Origin of the sequence: Chryseobacterium formosum (genome assembly GCF_026460885.1) — a bacterium.
Lineage (GTDB): Bacteria > Bacteroidota > Bacteroidia > Flavobacteriales > Weeksellaceae > Chryseobacterium > Chryseobacterium formosus.
Map to the genome: position 1 here is coordinate 20,582 of NZ_JAOVZW010000021.1, position 19,735 is coordinate 40,316.

At 37.3% G+C, this 19,735-nt stretch carries 19 protein-coding genes; 13 read left to right on the top strand and 6 right to left on the bottom strand.

Translation table 11 applies throughout. From position 1 onward, the window contains the following. The first annotated feature begins 65 nt into the window (after window positions 1-65). The 3 genes from OF897_RS16670 (at window position 66) to OF897_RS16680 (ending at window position 1,552) form a co-directional block, all read left to right on the top strand. A complete protein-coding gene (locus tag OF897_RS16670; protein ID WP_267266805.1) occupies window positions 66-605 on the top strand; it encodes a Crp/Fnr family transcriptional regulator in 540 nt (179 codons plus the stop codon). An 82-nt stretch (window positions 606-687) separates the two neighbouring features. Beyond that, on the top strand, window positions 688-1,011 hold the full coding sequence (locus tag OF897_RS16675) for a bleomycin resistance protein (protein ID WP_267266806.1): 324 nt from the start codon (window positions 688-690) through the stop codon (window positions 1,009-1,011). 19 nt (window positions 1,012-1,030) lie between these two features. Beyond that, a complete protein-coding gene (locus OF897_RS16680; RefSeq protein ID WP_267266807.1) occupies window positions 1,031-1,552 on the top strand; it encodes an AAA family ATPase in 522 nt (173 codons plus the stop codon). A 788-nt stretch (window positions 1,553-2,340) separates the two neighbouring features. Here OF897_RS16680 and OF897_RS16685 read toward each other — a convergent pair. From OF897_RS16685 to OF897_RS16705, 5 genes are all read right to left on the bottom strand, one after another. Then, a complete protein-coding gene (locus OF897_RS16685) occupies window positions 2,341-3,339 on the bottom strand; it encodes an NADP-dependent oxidoreductase (RefSeq protein WP_267266808.1) in 999 nt (332 codons plus the stop codon). A gap of 3 nt (window positions 3,340-3,342) precedes the next feature. Next, window positions 3,343-4,110: an SDR family oxidoreductase gene (locus tag OF897_RS16690; RefSeq protein WP_267266809.1), complete on the bottom strand. Its 768-nt coding sequence runs from the start codon at window positions 4,108-4,110 to the stop codon at window positions 3,343-3,345. A 16-nt stretch (window positions 4,111-4,126) separates the two neighbouring features. Further along, window positions 4,127-4,855, bottom strand: coding sequence for an SDR family oxidoreductase (locus OF897_RS16695; protein ID WP_267266810.1), 729 nt, complete (start codon window positions 4,853-4,855; stop codon window positions 4,127-4,129). A 28-nt stretch (window positions 4,856-4,883) separates the two neighbouring features. Further along, window positions 4,884-5,981 carry an alkene reductase gene (locus OF897_RS16700; protein ID WP_267266811.1) on the bottom strand — a complete coding sequence of 366 codons (1,098 nt, stop codon included), beginning with the start codon at window positions 5,979-5,981 and terminating at the stop codon, window positions 4,884-4,886. A gap of 80 nt (window positions 5,982-6,061) precedes the next feature. Next, window positions 6,062-6,652, bottom strand: coding sequence for a TetR/AcrR family transcriptional regulator (locus tag OF897_RS16705; RefSeq protein ID WP_407648339.1), 591 nt, complete (start codon window positions 6,650-6,652; stop codon window positions 6,062-6,064). A gap of 145 nt (window positions 6,653-6,797) precedes the next feature. Here OF897_RS16705 and OF897_RS16710 point away from each other — a divergent pair, with 145 nt between their 5' ends. From OF897_RS16710 to OF897_RS16725, 4 genes are all read left to right on the top strand, one after another. Beyond that, window positions 6,798-7,262, top strand: coding sequence for a DUF1905 domain-containing protein (locus tag OF897_RS16710; RefSeq protein ID WP_267266813.1), 465 nt, complete (start codon window positions 6,798-6,800; stop codon window positions 7,260-7,262). A gap of 80 nt (window positions 7,263-7,342) precedes the next feature. Beyond that, entirely contained in the window at window positions 7,343-8,155 is an 813-nt protein-coding gene (locus OF897_RS16715; RefSeq protein WP_267266814.1) for a hypothetical protein, read from the top strand. Between the two features lie 56 nt (window positions 8,156-8,211). Continuing rightward, a complete protein-coding gene (locus OF897_RS16720) occupies window positions 8,212-8,883 on the top strand; it encodes a DUF2461 domain-containing protein (RefSeq protein WP_267266815.1) in 672 nt (223 codons plus the stop codon). Continuing rightward, a complete protein-coding gene (locus tag OF897_RS16725) occupies window positions 8,880-9,593 on the top strand; it encodes a DUF429 domain-containing protein (protein WP_267266816.1) in 714 nt (237 codons plus the stop codon). The genes OF897_RS16720 and OF897_RS16725 overlap by 4 nt, the downstream gene beginning before the upstream one ends. A gap of 580 nt (window positions 9,594-10,173) precedes the next feature. On the opposite strand, the gene OF897_RS16730 is transcribed toward OF897_RS16725, so the two are convergent. Further along, a complete protein-coding gene (locus OF897_RS16730) occupies window positions 10,174-10,524 on the bottom strand; it encodes a winged helix-turn-helix transcriptional regulator (RefSeq protein WP_267266817.1) in 351 nt (116 codons plus the stop codon). A gap of 36 nt (window positions 10,525-10,560) precedes the next feature. On the opposite strand from OF897_RS16730, the gene OF897_RS16735 reads away from it, so the two are divergent. The 6 genes from OF897_RS16735 (at window position 10,561) to OF897_RS16760 (ending at window position 19,607) form a co-directional block, all read left to right on the top strand. Next, window positions 10,561-11,517: an NmrA family NAD(P)-binding protein gene (locus OF897_RS16735; RefSeq protein ID WP_267266818.1), complete on the top strand. Its 957-nt coding sequence runs from the start codon at window positions 10,561-10,563 to the stop codon at window positions 11,515-11,517. A gap of 438 nt (window positions 11,518-11,955) precedes the next feature. Then, complete coding sequence (locus OF897_RS16740) at window positions 11,956-12,855, top strand: helix-turn-helix domain-containing protein (protein WP_267266819.1); 900 nt, start codon at window positions 11,956-11,958, stop codon at window positions 12,853-12,855. Window positions 12,856-12,998: 143 nt separating this feature from the next. Beyond that, complete coding sequence (locus OF897_RS16745; protein WP_267266820.1) at window positions 12,999-14,174, top strand: efflux RND transporter periplasmic adaptor subunit; 1,176 nt, start codon at window positions 12,999-13,001, stop codon at window positions 14,172-14,174. A gap of 37 nt (window positions 14,175-14,211) precedes the next feature. Continuing rightward, entirely contained in the window at window positions 14,212-17,391 is a 3,180-nt protein-coding gene (locus OF897_RS16750) for an efflux RND transporter permease subunit (RefSeq protein ID WP_267266821.1), read from the top strand. Between the two features lie 85 nt (window positions 17,392-17,476). Continuing rightward, window positions 17,477-18,916, top strand: coding sequence for a TolC family protein (locus OF897_RS16755; RefSeq protein WP_267266822.1), 1,440 nt, complete (start codon window positions 17,477-17,479; stop codon window positions 18,914-18,916). A gap of 100 nt (window positions 18,917-19,016) precedes the next feature. Beyond that, window positions 19,017-19,607 (top strand): TetR/AcrR family transcriptional regulator, encoded by a 591-nt coding sequence (locus OF897_RS16760; protein WP_267266823.1) that lies wholly within the window; start codon window positions 19,017-19,019, stop codon window positions 19,605-19,607. Window positions 19,608-19,735 lie beyond the last annotated feature (128 nt).

Genomic DNA, 19,735 nt, shown 5'->3' on the forward strand with positions numbered 1-19,735 from the left:
ATAATATTACTGTAATATGTAAATTTGATAGTTAATCGTCAAGGTATCAGAAAAATTATTAGAGCATGTTAAATAGCTTGGGCTTTTTTTCAGATTTTGAGGTTCAATTATTCAATCAAAATACTGAAACTAAAACCGTTGAGAAAAATGAAGTTCTTCTTTCTGAAGGTGAAATTTCAAAATCGATTTTCTTTATTAAAACCGGTGCTCTTTTTCAACTTCAAAAGATTGATGATGAAGAGAAAATTATTGATTTGAATATTCAGAATGATTGGGTTTTCAATTTTGATAGTTTGACGAATCAAGTTCCTTCCAATACAATTATAAAGGCATTTGCTAAATCAGAAGTTGTGGAATTAAAACTTGAAAGTTTACACAAATTGATTTCAATTTCACAAAATTTCTTGCAACTCAACAAGATTTTTAATTCGCTGTCTATTAAAATTCATATTTATAATAATAATTTAAACCCAACTGAAAAATATGATTATCTTATTAAAAACAGACCTCAAATTATTAAAACTTTTCCTTTAAATATGATTGCCTCATATTTGAAAATACGCCAAGAAACTTTGAGTCGAGTAAGAGCTAATGTGATTTTTTGATTTCAATCAAGTGTTGTTTCAAACTTAATTATAGAAATTTGAAAGAAAAAAAACGATTACTGATATTATTGCAAAATTGCCAATGAGGCACAAACAACTTACTTTGGATTTTTATAAAAAATTAGGTTTTACAGTTTTTGGAAATGAGTTTGATAATTATTTAATGTTGGAAAGAGATAATCTGCAGTTGCACTTTTTTGAATTTAAAAACCTTGTTCCAGACGAAAATTACGGACAGATTTATATTCGTACAACATCCATTGAGGATTTGTATAATAAATTCATCGAAAATAAAGTTCCAATACATTCCAATGGACATTTAGAAGAAAAAATTTGGGGACAAAAAGAATTTTCTATTCTTGACCCAGATAGTAATTTGATAACTTTTGGAGAAACATTAAATTAAAAAATTCTAAAACATAATTATGCGAATAGCTTTTACAGGTTCACATAGAGTCGGAAAAACAACTTTGGCAGAAGAGATTGCTGAAAGTTTACCTGATTATGAATTTATAAATGAGCCTTACTTACAACTTGAGGAAGAAGGATATTTGTTTTCGGAAATACCGACATTGGAAGATTATATTGAACAATTCAATTTTTCAGCAAAACACCTACAAAATAGTGATGATAATGTGATTTTTGACCGTTGTCCATTAGACCTATTGGCATATATTTATGCAATAAGCAAAAGGAAAAATATATCCTCTCTCTACGAAGAGATGACCACGGCAATTGCTGAAATTGACCTTTTAGTTTTTGTTCCCATAGAAAAAGTAGATGTTATATCCTGTCAGGAATCAGATTTGCCCAATCTAAGACATGAAGTGAATGATATTCTAGAAGACTGGATTGGAGATTTTAGCAATGAAATTCTAGAAGTAAGTGGAACTTTAGAGAACAGGAAAAAGCAAGTATTGGATAAGATAGCTAATATGGAAAAATAAAATCTTTTTTTTCATTTTTTATTCTTTATTCATAACGGTTTTCTCTATAAATTATTGAATTTTGCCAAGAATTCCTTTGCAGTAATTATTTTTTTTATATTAATAATTTTCTTTCGGTTTCCGCATATGCGAAAAGATTTTCGATGACAAAATATCAGGTATTGCGAGAGAGAGGATTTTGTAACCTCCCTTAATCTCTTTATTGATAAACGTTTCGCTGTAGCATATTCTAATTGTCCCTAAATAGGTCACCTGCAAAAAAGCGGTATTACTTAGTAAAACTAAGAATTTTCGCTCGAATTTGCAATCTTTTTGACTGAAATTTAAACTGGTTTTTGAACTGCTCGGTTGTTGATTTGGATTTTATTTCCCTTTTTCGAATTAGGAAAAGATTTTACTAAATTATTATATTGAATTCTTATCTGGGAACAACACTAAGTCACACTTCTAGTGAATATTTATTATCATCAAAAATATCAAACTAGCAATTCTTGTTTTAAACTCTTTGGGATTCAGTTTTTGAAATTTAACAAATTCCAAAAGTTATTCAGTATATCAAGGCATCCTGTCACGTGAACTTAACAGGACTCTGCCAAAATCATTTATTTGAGGATATAGATAATATTTTCAAGATATTAAGTATAAATGATTTAATCAAATAAATTCAAAAATAATTCTAATTGTTGAATGTTTTAGATGATACGATTAATAAAATTTAGCTCAATTTTTTTTTATAAAAACATTTGAGCTAAATAAGATCTTTTGTTTTAAAGAAAATAAATCTGAGTTTACTTAATTTTTATAACAATTTTTCCTTTCGCATGTCCGCTTTCAACATATTCCAACGCTTCATTGGTTTGTTCAAAAGGGAAAATTTTGTCAATTACAGGTTTGATGATGTCCGCTTCAATGAGTTTTGTGATTTTCTCCAATTGATTTCCACTCGCTTTCATAAAGAGAAAAGAGTAGTCGATATTTCGTTTTTTGGCTTTTCCTCTAATGCTAAAACTTAACAATGACATCACAATCTTTAAATACCAAGGCAATCCAATTTCTTTGGCAAAATCCGGAGTTGGCGGACCTGAAATAGAAATCACCTGACCGTTTGGTTTGAGAATGTTGATTGATTTTTGTAATGTCTTATTGTCCTGACTGTTGAGTACAACATCATAATCTTTAAGCATCGTTTCGAAATCCTGCGTTTTGTAATCAATCAAAATATCTGCTCCCAGATTCTTCAAAAGTTTAAAACTTTTTTCACTCGCAGTTGTTGCAACAGTTGCTCCCAAATGTTTTGCAAACTGAATCGCTACAGTTCCCACGCCACCTGAACCGGCCTGGATAAAGACTTTTTGTCCCTTTTTCAAATTCGCTTTTTCAACCAATGCTTGCCACGCAGTCAATGCTACCAAAGGAATAGAAGCGGATTCTTCCATCGTTAGGTTTTTTGGTTTAAGGGCGACATCTTTTTCATTAATGGAAATAAATTCCGCAAAAGTTCCGATGTGAAAATCTGAAACCCTTGAATAAATCTCATCACCGATTTTGAATTTCTTGACATTCTTTCCAACTTGCGTGATGATTCCTGCAACATCGTGTCCTAATATCAATGGAAATTGGTAAGGTAAAAATAATTTGAATTCGCCCTTCTTGATTTTCGAATCTAAAAGATTGATGCTGGCGGAATTAACTTCTACCAAAACGTCATTGTCACCGACTTTTGGCGCAGGAACATCTGCAAGTTGAAGTCCATCTTTCGTGTAATTGTTGATGAGGAATGCTTTCATTTCTTAATTTTTTAAAAGTTGATGACTCTGTTTCGGATTGATGATGTTAAAGCCCATTTTCGGAAAGAATCTATTGATAAAGCTAAAGATTTTTGCGTCACCTACTCGGATGGTGTAATGGTCTTTTGACAAACCATTGATGAGACCTTCGATCATTTTTTCAGGCGTTATTTTTTTATCTTTTCTTTCTGCGGTCATTTCTGTTGCAACAAGTGGTGGAACCAATTCAAATATTTTCACTTTGCTTCCAATGATCTTTAAATGTTCCCGAAGCGAAATGGTGTAAAATGCCAATGCGGTTTTTGAGGAGGAGTAGGTCGCCTCGATCAAGGATGGTGTAATGCTTAAAATCGAAGTCGTATTGATGATTGCAGATTCATTTCTGGAATTTAGCATATCCAAAAAAAGATTATTCAGACGGATGACACCCAAATAATTAACTTCCATTTCGTACGTTGCACCTTCAAGATGTTTATCATTTGGAATACCGAGATTTGCAGGCGGCACAAGGACGCCTGCATTATTGTATAAAATATCAATTCCTCCTAATGCTTTTACTTGTTCAAAAAGAGATTGAGCATCAGCTTCTTTTCCGGCATCACTTTGTATAGTGATAATGGAGGGAAATGCTTTTTTCACCGCATCCAGTTTCGATTGGGTTCTTCCTGTAATGATCACCTTGGCGCCAATTGCTAAAAATTGCTTCGCCGCTTCGAGTCCAATTCCTGACGCGCCACCTGTGATCAAAATGGTTTTTCCTTTTAATTTCATAATAGAAAATTTAAAATTAATGAGGAATCTGCTCTGTGATCGGATTTACCAAATTATGGATTTTTTTCGTATCACCAACCGGAACTTCGAACTGATCTTTTTCTAAAGCTAAAAACAATTCATCTGCAACTTCAGAAGCAGGAATTCCATTAGCACCACCAATTTCTGCTGAAAATTCTGTATTGACCAATGGCGGATAAACTTCATAAACATTCAATTTATCATTGTCTGCAAAAGTATCCCGCAATCCTTGGGTGTAACTGTGGAGCGCGGCTTTGCTGGCAGAGTATGTGGGCAAAAATTTGTTTGATCTGAAAACAGCAATCGAAGAAATGTTGACGATTGCCGAATCTTCTTGTTCTAATAATTGTGGCAAGACCAACGAAGTGAAATGAATCACGCTGATGTAATTGGTGTTGATTTCCTGATATGCTTTTTCAGCAGCGTTGTTTTCGCTGTTGCTGAGGTCATTCATAAAAGCAGAACCGGCATTGTTGATGATGATATTCAGATTCGGATGATTGGTTTTGAGTTCGTCTGCTATTCGGATTCGGTCTGCTTCCAAAGATAGATCACCAGCGATTGAAACGGCATTATCCAATTCTTTTAAGGCATTTTGAAGACGCGCTTCATTTCTTCCATTAATGATGATTTGATTGCCGGCATCACTTAGTTTTTTGGCAATTGCCAATCCAATTCCGGCACTTCCGCCACTGATGAATATGGTGTTTCCTGTTGTTTTCATTTTAATATTTTTAAAATTTGGTTGAAAATTATTCTGACAAAAATGGATAATCTGTGTAGCCTTTTTCGCCAGGTGTGTAAAAGGTGCTTTGGTCGGGAGCATTGAGAGGAGCATCAGTTTTGAATCGCTCTACCAGATCCGGATTTGCCAGGAAAGGAACACCAAACGATACAAGGTCGGCATCGCCCTCATTCAGTACTTTGGTAGCTGTTTCTTTGTTGAATCCTCTGTTGATGATGATGGTGCCGTTGTAGATTTTGCGGAAATGTTTTGCAACTTCCTGTATCGCATTCGGATTTTTTGAAACATCCGTAAAAGGTTCGATGAGGTGGATGTAGGCTAAACCGTATTCATTCAATCTGCTGACAATGTAATTATAGAATTCAATGGTTTCGTCATCTACGGAGATTCCCATAATACCGTTTAAAGAAGGATTCAGGCGGATTCCTACACGGCTAAGATTTACCACATTTTTCAGTTCATCCAAAATCTCGAATAGGATTCTTGCACGATTTTCTATCGAACCACCATATTCATCCTCACGCAGATTGCTGTTCTTGCTGAAGAATTGCTGTAGCAGATAGCCATTCGCACCGTGTAATTCCACACCATCAAAACCAGCTTCGAAAGCATTGATTGCACCTTGTTTGAAATCTGACAACGTTTGTTTGATGTCATCAATGCTCATCGCTCTTGAACTTTCACTTTTTTTGAATCCGGTAGGAGTGAAGACTTCCACATTCGGGTTGTACGCAGATGGTGCTAAAGGAGCGTTGCCATTGTGATGGTCGGGATGTGAATTGGCGCCCGTATGCCAAAGTTGAGCAAAGATTTTACCTCCTTTCTCGTGAACAGCTGAGGTGGTGAGTTTCCAGCCTTCTGTTTGTGCTTGGCTGTAAATGCCCGGAACATTGATAACACCAACTGCTTCTTCACTGATGACAGTTCCTTCTGTAATAATAAGACCTGCTGATGCACGTTGGCTGTAATATTTTGCATTCAATTCTGTGGCGGTATGTTCTGGATTGTCGGAACGGCTACGGGTTAATGGCGCCATTACCATTCTGTTTTTTAGTTGTAAATCGTTGAGTTGAAAAGGCTCAAATAAGGATGTTGTATGACTCATAATTTTGTTGTTTTTAAATATGATATATAATAGAATATATTTTAAAATATACTTTTTAGTTTATTTTTAATTAAAAAAAATTAGATTGCGTATTGTTCTAATTCTGCTTTTAGATTTTTGATGAGTGATTGCATCGGTTTCATCGTGTCCATCGTTCGGCACATTACAATACCGCCTTCTACAGAAGCCACCAGTTTGAATGCAAAAACAACAGGATCGAGTTTGGTAGAATATTCGCCGTTCGCAATGCCTTCCCGCAAAATAGAGCTAAGTCCTTCTTGTCCGGCTCTGAACAATGTTGCAACCTTTTGCTTGATGACCGGGAAATTGTCATCTACTTCCACGGCTGTGTTGAAAATTGGACAACCTCCTGAAATGTAAGTGTTTATTGGGTCTTTGTAGAAATCCAAGAAGGCTGATATTTTCGCTTTGGTTGTTTTAGCATTTGAAACTGCCAAATGCATTTTGTCAGACACTTTCTTTAGCATCAATTCAATCACTTGCTCGGTAAGGTCATCTTTATTTTCGAAGTGGCCGTAGAGACAACCTTTGGTCAGTTTTGTTTCATCCAAAACGTTGTCAATGTTCACGCCAGAGATACCCTTCTTGTTATAGAGAGGTACAGCGGTTTCCAGAATAAATTGTTTTGTTTTTTCTGCTTTGGTCAACATTGGTCTTAAATTATGATGCAAATATACTAAAAAGTATATTATGTTGTAATTTTTTTTTATCTTTGAATGATTTTATTTTTAATCATTGTTTTTAACACGGATAAGGTGAAAAAAAACATTGACTTTATTATTCTATAAAAAATCTATGGATTATATCATAAAAAATGAAAAACTCAAGCTAATCTATGAGTCAGGCAAAGGCGCCTGGACTTATCACTTGCGTATTCCAAATTCAGAACATATCGAGGGAAAGTGGGGTGAGATAAAAGTGTCAGGTTCAATTGATGATTATAAATTAGAATCGAGAAATCTTGCGCCGACTAAAGAAGGAGACAAAATTCTTTCTATAAATAATGAGATAAGAACTGCCATCAATAAAGAAGGTGGAGATACAGTTAACGTTTCACTTTACCTCATTTCCAAAAAAGAGGAAATTACAGAAAAAGAAATTTTAGATACTTTTAAAGAATCAAATGTGCTAGATGTTTTCAAGAAACTCAGCGTATTGGAAAAAAAGGAGATTTTAGATAACATTATCTCACAAAAAATGGAAGAGAAACAAATCACGATAATTATCAAATATATAGACCACTTAAGTAAGACCGTTTAAAAAGAAAGAATTTTACAATTGCAAATGTAAGTGAACTTACTAAAAATGTTGGTTGCAAATCCTAAAGTAAATTATCAAAAATGAAAACATTATTATATTTAACAGACCTTTATTATGAAGCAAAGGGTAGAAAATATTATGAGGAAGATCTGTACATCACCTCAAAGCTAAAAGATCACTTTAATATTCTTATCGGTCATCCGCATCAGGCTATTTCAAATCTTGGAAATGCAGATCTGGTCATCTTCAGAAATACAGGTTCAGTTCTTGGTTATCAGGACTATTTTCAAAAGTTTTTGACAGCGGTCGAGCAGAAAAATATTTTGACATTCAATTCTTTCGACGGGAAAGCTGACATTTTAGGGAAACAATATTTGATAGACCTTACAGATCAGGATTATCCTGTAATTCCAACCATCGAAAACTTGACAGAAATAGATAAAATAGGTGTTCACGAAAAATATATCGTCAAATTAAAAAATGGTGCGGATTCCATCGGAATGGAAATGCTGAGCTATGATTTATTGATCAGTTCAAATCCTATCGGGAAATTGATCCAGCCGTTGATCGATTTTGATTACGAAGTCTCTTTTTATTATTTGAACGACAAATTTCAATATGCACTTTATGCTCCTGACAAAAACAAACGTTGGGAACTGGTTGAATATGAACCTACAGAAAGCGATCTGGAATTTTCGAAAAAATTTATTGAGTGGAATAATATAGAACGCGGAATTACAAGAGTTGATGCCTGCCGTCTGAAAGATAATAGTTTGTTGTTGGTTGAACTTGAAGATCTGAATCCTTTTCTTTCGATTGAATTATTGCCGAAAGTGAAGAGAGATCAATTTATAGGTAATTTAACTGAGGCACTGAAATCATCCTTAAACTGAAAGTTGAAGAGCTACAAAGAATTGAATTAATCAGTTAATTAGAAGAAATTCCCAGAATGATCGATCAAGAAACATTTTCATTTTTAAAAGACCTTAGCGTCAATAACAATAAAACCTGGATGACTGAAAACAAGGAACGTTATCAGAAAGTGAAAGAAGGTCTTGTAAACTACATTCAAACTTTAATTGACGAGTTTTCCGAAATAGATTCCACAATTTCAAGACTTGATGCAAGTAAGTGTATGACGAGGATCAATCGTGATATGAGATTTGCGAAGAATGCTCCGCCGTACAAAGATGATTTCTATTTGGTATTAAATAAAAAGAAACTTCACGGCGTAACGGCTGGATATTATCTCTACATCAAACCCGGAAATTGTTTTTTGGGCGGTGGCGTTTGGAACCCTCAGAAGCCGGAACTGGACCGCTACAGACAAGAGGTCGCTGATTATTATGATGATTTTAAGTCGATTATTGATGATGCTTCATTTAAGAAAAAATTTCCGACCGGAATACAGGGTGATGGAGCTCTAGTAAATGTTCCAAAGCAATTTGATGAGAACCATCCTGCAGGTGAATTTTTGAGAATGAAAGGTTTCTGTACGAAAGAAAAAATTACGCAAAAGGAATTGATGTCAAAAGATTCCATAAAAACTGTGATCTCATTTTTCGAAGCGTCCAAGCCATTGGTGGATTTTCTTAACAGGGGGATAGAATTTGAATATTGAAATTAGTAGGAATCGACGGCTGCAGATCTGGCTGGATAGCTATTTCGCTAAGTGACAATTGTGCTTTGCTTTTTAAAAGGCTAAGTGATATGGTTGCCCATTACGATGATGACACTCTTTTCCTCATCGATATGCCAATTGGTCTTCCATGTAAAATGATCGAGCGTGCTTGTGAAACAAGTGCTCGAAAAGAATTATCATCGCAAAGAAAATCAAGTATCTTTCCGATCCCTTGCCGCGAGGCCATCTATGCTGAAACTTATGAAATGGCAAACCGGATCAATCGCAATGTCCTTCAAAAAGGAATTTCCAAACAGACCCGGTTTATCTGTCCTAAGATCAAAGAACTGGATCACCTGCTGCTTCAGGATAAAAAACTTCAAATGAGATTCTTTGAATCTCATCCCGAATTAGCGTTCCATTATCTCAACCATAGGGTTTCAATGCAATTCAATAAGAAGACTGCGGAGGGTCAGCAGGAACGTTTGCTGCTTCTATCTCAATTTTCTCAAAATATCAATGTTATTTATAACAATGCCATTCAAAAATTCAAGCGTATGGATGTTGCTAAGGACGACATCATAGATGCCTTATGTCTGGCAGTGACTTTAGAGGAGATCATCAAAAACAATATCTCGTTAAAGAGCTCAAATAAGGATGATAAGGATCTTGATATGAAGATTCACGTTTTCGACATTTCAGCAATATAGAAAGGAAACATTTTTTACTTACATTGTTTTGCTCCAATCATAACTGCTTCATTTTCTAATTTGTGTTCATCGTTGCTATTTGCATCGACTATTGATTGTCAATATCGATGTTTTTGAGCAAAATATTCATTTCTAAAACCAAAAATCTTTTCGGTACTGCGAAAAGATAGTGATTTTATGTGATGTGCAATTTTCAACTTTACCTCAATAAAAGTTGATCAACTGTTCAAATCATTTAACATCAGAAAATCATACTATGGATATCGATAGAACAGAATTTATTGCAGGGATCGAAAAAATCATGGAAAGATAAGACTGCCATTAAATAGTTGTGCTAAATCACATTATTTAAAATAAGATGTCTTTGAAATCTTAATTGTTGAATCTTTTAACAATTTTCTACGGTTAAAAGATAAGGTCATTATTTAAATTGTACAGGTATAAAATTATTTGGATAATTTTCAAATTAACGCATTCAATATCAATTATGACATTTTTTAAACTTTACGCCGAGCTTTAGCCGGGCATATTTTCTCTTTTATCATTAATATTTAAAATAGTAGATGCGTTCAAAATCTAATCAATCTTCCCGAATTTTATCACGATGGTGTTTTCCCCAATCAATCAATTCTTTTACCACGTTATGTAATGAATCACAATAGTTAGAAACTGTATATTCTACGGAAGGAGGAGAGTCATCGTAAACTTTTCGTACAATAAGCTTATTCATTTCCAATTCTTTCAACTCTTTCGACAAGACCTTACTGGTAATCCCACCAACGGTTCTCTGTATATCACGAAAACGGCTTTTGCCTTGATGAACAGCTGTCAGTATGGGCAATTTCCACTTTCCACTTATTACATAAATTGAGTCCTGTAGGTATTTAATGTTTTGTGCAATCTCGGCATTGCTATCTTGTATATCTGGCATCCTTTAGGTAACTGGTATGTTTTGTAAACCAATTTGATGGTAAATTTACAAAATAATTTAAATGATATGAGTAATAACAAATTAATAGTAGTAGCAGGTGCTGCTGGAACCCAAGGAGGAGCAGTTGTTGATGCTTTATTAGCCAAAGGTATTGCAGTAAGAGCTATTGTAAGAAATAAAAATACTGACGCTGCGAAGGCTTTGGCTGCAAGAAATGTAGATGTGGTAGAAGCATCTTTTGATGATGTAGAAAGTTTAACTGAAGCTGTGCGGGGTGGAACCGGTATATTCTCAATGCAGATGGGTTCCCATCCGGGGAATAAGGGGGAAGAGTCACAACACGCAAAAAATCTGGTAACTGCAGCAAAGTCTGCCGGAGTGGAGCAGATCGTACATACCTCCGTTGCCCGTGCAGGTGATCACAAAAACTTTGTTGGTTGGAATGAAGGCAAATGGGAGCCTACATATTGGGAGGAAAAAGTAGCAGCAATTGACATTGTGAAAGAAGCTGGTTTTTCCTACTGGACGATCATCAAGCCACCATTAATTATGGAAAATTTACTTCCCTCTAAGAGTGCGACATTATTTCCTACGATTGCTCAAGGAAAACTGTTTTCCGCGCTTCAACCTGAAACAATATTGGATTGGATATCTCCACAGAACATTGGACAATTTGCTGCTGAAGCATTTGTACAGCCTGAGAAATTTAACAAAAAGGAATTTGCCATAGTTGGGGATAAATTAACACTGCCAGAAATAGCAGAAACACTTTCATCAGTTATCGGCAGAAAATTCGAAGTTAAAACCATAACGCAAGAAGAGGCTACAGAATTAGGCTTTCATGAACTGTCACATCAAAGTTTTTCGTGGATGAATGCTGAAGGCTATAAAGTTGACCAGCAAGAAGCAGCAGAATTTGGAATCGAAACAGAATCGCTGAAAACCTATTTGGAAAGAAATAAATCTATTCTTTTGGCAGAATACAGTGAATAAAATGTCGAGTTACACCTTTAGCTTAACGCAACATCCACATGGACTATAGATAAAACAGGATCGAAATTCGATGGTTATATCAATAAGGATGGTTTAGATAGGATTTTACATCTAGACCATCTCTTTTGTTCTTGGAATAAACAATGTGTTGAAACAGATAGCTATCACAAGAAAATTATCCGAAAATTGTGAAAAAGATTACCAAAATCTCTCGCAAATCACAACATTTAATAAGTAAAGTTTCCTAAAATAATATTTATTATAAATGTTTTTCGATAATTACAGGCTAAGAAAATGAAAATCATTTTTTTCAAGATGATGTTGCACGCCAGATAATAACCAAAATGCTATGAGGAGATATTAACCCCGTCAAAATAATGTCTAAATAAAAAAAAAGTTCTTTTTTTGCAAAAATATTTTGGTAATTTTGCTACGTCTATGAAGCCACTAATACCAATCTATACCCTCGAACAGTTTGCGGAGACCAATAACTATGCGCTTCTCAACAAAGATTTACTGTCTTGCACTGTCGGGCCTGATAATCTGGATAGTCTCGAACTGAATTTCCCGAGTAAGATCAACAGTTTTTCACTCTTGTTGGTGACGAATGGGATAGTGCGTTTAAGCATAGATTTTCAAGAGATTACATTACGGAAAAACCATATCATTTTCCTTTATCCGAGCAATGTTATTGAATTTTTGGAGGTTTCTGATGATACATCTTTTCAGGCACTTTTTATATCTTCAGACTACTTCACTAATCTGAATTTACAAATGAATTCAAATGAAGCACTGGATATTCTTTCCAATAATTTTTCAAAGGTAATTGTGCTCTGCCCGGTAAGTATGGACAATATCAGATTGAACTTCGACCGATTAAAACATCTTAATGAACCTGAAAACGAGACGATCTTTTACAGGGAATTACAGAAGGGCATCGTAAATTTAGTGATGTACGAACTCGCCGGATATGCGCACAAGAATCAGGCTCACATTTTGAAACCTTTCCGTAAAGAAGATATCGCGATAAAATTTGCGCATCTGGTCAATCAGCATTATCAAAAAAGGCGGGACGTTCAGTTCTACGCCGACCAGCTCTTTGTCACCAGAACCCATCTTACAAGGACGATAAAAGATGTTTATCTTAAAAACCCCAAGCAGATCATAGAAGACAAGATCATCTCTGAAGCCAAAATATTATTACTGAAAAGTGAATTCAGCATCAGTCAGGTTATGAGGGAGTTGAGGTTTGATGACCAGCCCACATTCACGAAGTTCTTCAAAAAGAAAACCGGTTTCAGTCCGAATGCTTACCGAAAATCACTGGCAACAGCATAATTTTTTTTCAAATTGATTCTATAGGAATCAATGAGGCTTAAAAATGTTCCTTTTTGACAATATTAAGAATCTTTCTAACATTGTTGTCTGACATTTTAGTCAATAATTTTGTCGGCACTTAATAAGAAAAATCTTGATCATTTATGAATAATTTAAGCAGAAAATTTATTTCGGGCTCTGCCATTGTCTGTGGCCTGTTTATACTGCAATCCTGTAACAAAAATGAGCAACCGCCACAGTTTCCGCCTATGGAACTGCCTGTCTCCAAAGTAGAGCAGGGCAACGGACTTGTTTCCAAAGAATATCCCGCCAGTATCGAAGGTGTCACCGATGTCGAGATCAGACCGCAGGTTTCCGGCTATCTCCACAAAGTATATGTAGATGAAGGCGCTTATGTAAGAGCCGGACAGCCGCTTTTCCAAATCGATTCCAGAATGTACGCCGAGCAATACAATACCGCAAAAGCCGGAGTTTCAGTTGCGAGAGCCAATCTGGCCAATCTAAAGATCGACCTTGACCGTAGAAAAGAACTGGTGAAGGAAAGCATCGTTTCCAACATACAGATCCAGCAGGCGCAGGCGGCCTACGATGGAGCAAAGGCCTCACTTTCTCAGGCTGAGGCAACAGCACAATCGGCAAGGATCAATCTTGAATTTTGTACCATCAAAGCACCGGTGAGCGGATATCTCAACAGGATCAACTACCGCTTGGGAAGTATGATAAGTCCGGCCGGCGTAGAACCGATCACGATTCTGTCTGATTCTCATCAGGTGAACGTTTATTTCAGTATGAGTGAAAATGATTTTCTCACTTTCCAAAATTCCCAGGTCGGAAGTACTATTCAAGAAAAGATAATGAAAGCTCCATTGGTAGGATTGCAGATCGCCGATGGTCATCTTTATGAAGAAAAAGGCAAGATTGATGCAGTGGAAGGGCAATTTAATTCCAATACGGGATCAGTAACTTTCAGAGCTAAGTTCAACAATCCGAAGAACATCATCCGTGGCGGAAATACAGGTAAAATTGTCATCGACCAGAACTTTGACAATGTAACGCTGTTTCCGATTGCCTCTACAGTCAATATTCAGGACAAGGTCTATGTATTTTCACTTGATAAAGATAACAAGGCTGTCCAGAAAGCCATCGAGGTCTCCGGGAAAAGCGGTACCAGTTATATGGTGACCAATGGCATAAAAGCAGGAGAAACCTATATCGTTTCAGGCTTTGAAAGATTACAGCCGGGAATGCCTGTAGTTCCAAAACCTTCTAATCAACAAGCCAGTAAAACTCAGACAAAAGCTGTGGCCGGAAAAGGCTAATAAGCGGATGGGATGTAATTTCAAATAATAAAATTCAATGTTAAAAACGATTATAAAAAGACCGGTTCTCGCGACCGTTATATCGGTGTTGCTTGTCATCTTGGGAATTGTCGGGATGAAAACGCTTCCGATAACCTCCTTCCCGGAGATTGCCCCACCGAGTGTTACGGTAATGGCGGTCTATCCCGGAGCAAGTTCTGAAGTGATTGCAAGATCTGTGGCACCACCTTTGGAAAATGCCATCAACGGTGTTGAGAATATGGACTATATCACATCGACTTCCAGTAATGGAAATCTGATGGTGAATGTCGTGTTCAAGCTTGGCACGGATCCCGATCAGGCGGCCGTAAACGTACAAAACAGAGTAGCACAGGCGACCAGCCAACTTCCTGCGGAGGTAAACCAGATCGGCGTGACCACGATGAAGCGTCAGAACAGTATTTTGGCGATGTTGACCATTTATTCTGAAGATCCTTCCGTAAATGATATATTCATCGAAAACTACGCAAAGATCAACCTTGTCCCAGAATTGAAACGTATCAAAGGAGTAGGAGATGCAATGGTTTTTGGTAATAAGGATTATTCTATGAGAGTCTGGCTTGATCCCCAGAAAATGGCTTCTTACAATCTGACACCACAGGAAGTGGCGGGTGCCATTCAGGTTCAGAATGTAGAGGCAGCGCCTGGAAGATTTGGAGAAAGAAGCCAAGAAGCTCTGGATTATGTCATCCGTTACAAAGGTAAAAATACCGAGCCTTCACAATATGAAAATATGCTGATCAAAGCGGGAACTGACGGAACTACCTTGAGACTGAAAGATATTGCAAAGGTGGAATTTGGATCTTACGACTATGGAGTTTCTTCACTATATGAGAAAAAACAAGGCGTTATGGTTGCGCTTTTCCAAACCGCCGGATCAAATGCCAATGAAATTGAGATTGCGGCACAACAAAGGGTGAAAGAGCTCTCGGCATCTTTTCCTGCTGGTGTAAAATATGAATTCGTGTACAGTTCCAAAGAATCTTTGGATCAATCGATCGATCAGGTGATCCATACCTTGATAGAAGCATTTATTTTGGTTTTCATCGTTGTGTTCATTTTCCTTCAGGATTTCAGATCGACCTTGATTCCCGCGATCGCAGTTCCAGTCTCTATTGTTGGAACGTTCTTCTTTATGAGTCTTTTCGGATTTTCGATCAACCTTTTGACCTTATTTGCCCTGGTATTGGCCATCGGAATCGTAGTAGATGATGCCATTGTTGTAGTAGAGGCCGTCCACGCCAAAATGGAACATCGGAAACTCAACGCCAGAGCGGCCACGATGTCAGCGATGAGTGAAATTACAGGAGCCATCTTTTCCATCACCTTGGTAATGGCAGCGGTTTTTGTACCGGTTGCTTTTATGGAAGGTCCGACAGGAATATTCTATCAGCAGTTTGCATTGACATTGGCAATGGCAATCGTGATCTCTGCAGTCAATGCATTGACATTAAGTCCTGCCTTGTGTGCTATCTTGTTGAAACAGCACCACTCTCCGGGTCACGGACACGAGCCGAAAAAATTATCATTTAAAGAAAAATTCTTTGCAGGATTCAACGCTTCATTTGACAAAATGACGTTCAGATACGGAAAGTCGGTCTTGTTCCTTTTAAAGAAAAAATGGGTTGCATTTACAGGTCTTGCCATTGTCATCGGTCTGACTGCGTGGATGTTTGTCATTACGCCAACAGGATTTATTCCCGATGAGGACCAGTCATTCCTGATGGCAACGGTAACGCTCCCACCGGGTTCTACACAAGCCCGTACAACAGATGTTGTCACCAGAGCTGAACAGATATTGAGAAAGAACCCAGCAGTCCACAGCATCGTTTCTGTGAATGGTCTCAATATGTTGAACTTCAGTACATCATCTTCAAGTGCGGTGTTTATGCTTAAGCTGAAAAATCCTAAAGACCGTGGTGAAGTACACGAACTAGGTCAGATAATCGGTCAGCTTCAGGTAGAGGTCAGCCAGATAAAAGAAGCATCTTTCTTTGTTTTGGGAATGCCGACCGTCCCTGGATTTGGTAACACGAGTGGTATGGAAATCGTTCTTCAGGACAAGACCGCAGGCTCTTTGGCTAAATTCAATGAAACTTCAAATGCCTTCATCGGTGCTTTGATGCAGCGACCAGAGATTGCAATGGCATTTACTACATTTAATGCATCCTTTCCACAGTATGAATTGGTGGTCGATGAAGTGAAAGCCAAACAACTGGGCGTGAATGTTTCAGATGTAATGTCTGTGATGCAGGGTTATTATGGAAGTATGCAGGCGTCAGATTTCAATAGGTTCGGAAAATATTACCGTGTCGTGATGCAGGCTCCACCAGAATTCCGTGCCGATCCTAATTCTTTGAATGGGATCAATATCAAGAATAACGTGGGACAAATGGTTCCCGTAAGCACGGTTGCTTCACTGAAGCAAACGGCAGGTCCGGAAGTTGTTGACCATCACAATCTATTCAATGCCATCAGTATTACTGCAATGCCAGCTCCGGGATACAGTACCGGCCAGGCAATGACCGCATTGAAAGAAGTGAGTGCAAAGAATTTACCGACAGGATTTTCTTATGACCTAAAAGGGATGGCGAGAGAAGAGCAGTCTTCAGGTGGCCAATCCGCGGTGATCTTCGGTCTGTGTTTCATCTTCGTCTACTTCATTCTTTCTGCACAGTATGAAAGTTATCTGGTCCCATTTGCAGTACTGCTTGGAATTCCGACCGGACTGTTAGGGGTATTCGTAGGAATCTCTATTGCAGATATTGCCAATAACATCTATGTGCAGGTAGCATTGATCATGCTTATCGGATTGCTGGCAAAAAATGCGATCCTGATTGTAGAATTTGCGATGCAGAGAAGGAAAGCGGGCAAAAGTCTGACGGCATCTGCCGTGGAAGCTGCAAAAGCGAGATTAAGACCAATTTTAATGACCTCTTTAGCGTTCATTGCTGGTTTGCTTCCACTATTATTTGCGACCGGGCCATCAGCGATTGGTAATAATTCCATCGGATATGCGGCCGTTTTCGGAATGTTGTTCGGAACTGTCCTTGGAGTATTTATTACGCCAGTGCTTTTCGTAGTATTCAAATACTTACAAGAATGGATCAGCGGTAAACCATTGGATGAAAGTATCTGGGACTATGAGCCTTCAAAACTCGCAAAACATAATCACTAATATAAATAGTTTGAGAGCCCAAAGATAATTTAGAGTAGGCAAGATCATTTTGCCTACTCGGTTATCGGCGGATAAATAAATTACAATGAAATCAAATATCAGATCATATACAAACCTTGGAGCATTTGCGGCGCTGTTGACTTTGGCTTCCTGCAACGTCCAGAAATATCAGGCGCCCGAAGCGGAATTGCCGGAAAATTTTAGAGATACGAATCAGCTTGATGTTGCGCAAGACAGTACGATCACCAGTATTGCAAAGATTCCGTACAGGGACTTCTTTACAGATCCTGTTTTATTGACCCTCATCGAAAGTGGTGTTAAAAACAACAATGACCTCAAAGTTTCCATCAAGCAGATCGAATCTGCTGCGCTAAGTTACAACCGTGCAAAATGGGGAAATGTTCCGAATGTCAACTTAAATATAGCAACGTCCTCTATTAACAGACCATCGGACAATAGTTTGAATGGGCTGACATTCGGACAGTTTTTGGGTCAGAGATATGTAGAGGATTATAATTCTAATGTCTCCATTTCTTGGGAAGCTGACATTTGGGGTAAAATAAAAGGTAGAAAAGAGTCTGCTTTGGCTTCTTATCTTCAGACACAGGAAGCGGCGAAGGCTGTTCAGACACAATTGATTGCCCAAATTGCTCAGGGATATTACAATCTTTTGATGCTGGATACTCAGTTGGATATTACCAATCAGAATTTAAAACTGGTCAACAATACATTGAGGATGATCCTCAAACAGCAGGAACTTGGGATTACCACTAGTCTTTCTGTACAGCAACAGGAAAACACACGCGATCAGATGCTGGTGACGATACCAGTGATCGAACAGTCGATAACGATCCAGGAAAATGCGTTGAGTATTCTTACAGGAAAAATGCCTGGCGAAATTAAGAGAACAATGAAACTGACGGATATGCTGACACCTGAATACAAATCGGTAGGAATTCCTGCTGAGCTTCTCAGTTACAGGCCTGATGTAAAAAGCAGCGAACTAAATGTAAGAATGGCATTTGCCAATGTAAAAGTGGCTAAAGCGAGTATGTATCCGGTTCTGAATATTACGGCTCAGGGAGGATTGAATACTTTTAATTTCAAAAACTGGCTTGATATTCCGGGATCTCTTTTCGGGGCTGCTGCAGGTTCGTTGGCAATGCCTTTGATCAATGGTAAACAATTGAAAACGCAGTATGAGCAGTCGAAGATTGCAATGGAACAGTCTGAGATTAATTTTAAGCAAACCGTTTTAGTAGCAGTTGGCGAGGTTTCAAACGCTTTAGCAAACATAGAATCAGCCGACAAGCAGGAGTTGATCACTGTAGGGCTGGTGGCAAGATCGGACAAGGCGGTGACGACTTCGACCAAATTGTTCCAACAGGATATGGCAACTTATCTCGATGTCATTACAGCTCAAAACAACAAGTTGCAGGCGGAATTGAGTTTGGCCAATATCAAACTTCAGAAGCTGAATGCTGTCGTTAATCTTTATCGCTCCCTTGGAGGTGGATGGCAGTAAATCCGGCTGAATGGATAGCAGGATCGAACAAAATTAAATTTTTTTCTTGTCATAGCAGCTTGTGGTTTTACTGCCGGCTGCTATTTTAAAATTATACATAATGAGCGATACAGAAAATAAGATCAAAAACGCAACAATCGACCTCTTGTTGAAAGAAGGTAATTTCGGATTTACACTGTATGATGTTGCGGAAAGATCCAAGGCGAACCGAACAGTTATTCACTATTATTTCAGATCGAGGGATAATCTTCAGGCCATTGTTACCAAAGAGATTCTCACCACTCTTGTGCAACCTCGATACGAAACATTAACCTGTGATGATGATTTGAAAAGTAAAATTCTTAAATTTTTAGAAGAATCAGACAAGATATGTAAATTGTATCCCTATATCGATGTTTTTCTGATGGTAAGGCATAATGTCAGCCAAGATTTGCAAAAATTTTTTCAAGATATGCTGGTAAGTTTTAAAGACCTGATTTCGGAAGTTCAGGAAGCAATTGACCGAAAAGAGATTAAATATCCTGACGCACAAATGTTTTTAAGCGATTTGTTTTCATTATCTTCCTTTTCTTACATCTTCGGCAATTTTTTTTGCACTTTGGACATACCTTTACGTCCCAAGTCCATTTTTAATGATGGTAAAGGTAAGAATGTAAGAATTTTGGATATTCTTTTTAGCAGGAATTTATAACTGAATCATCTTGATGTAGTTAAGACATATTGGTGGTCTTAAAGAAAGCATAAATAAAATAATCCCCAGTTTTGTGATCGATATAAATTGATTTTATAAAAATTTTGAGATTAAATTCTAATAGAATA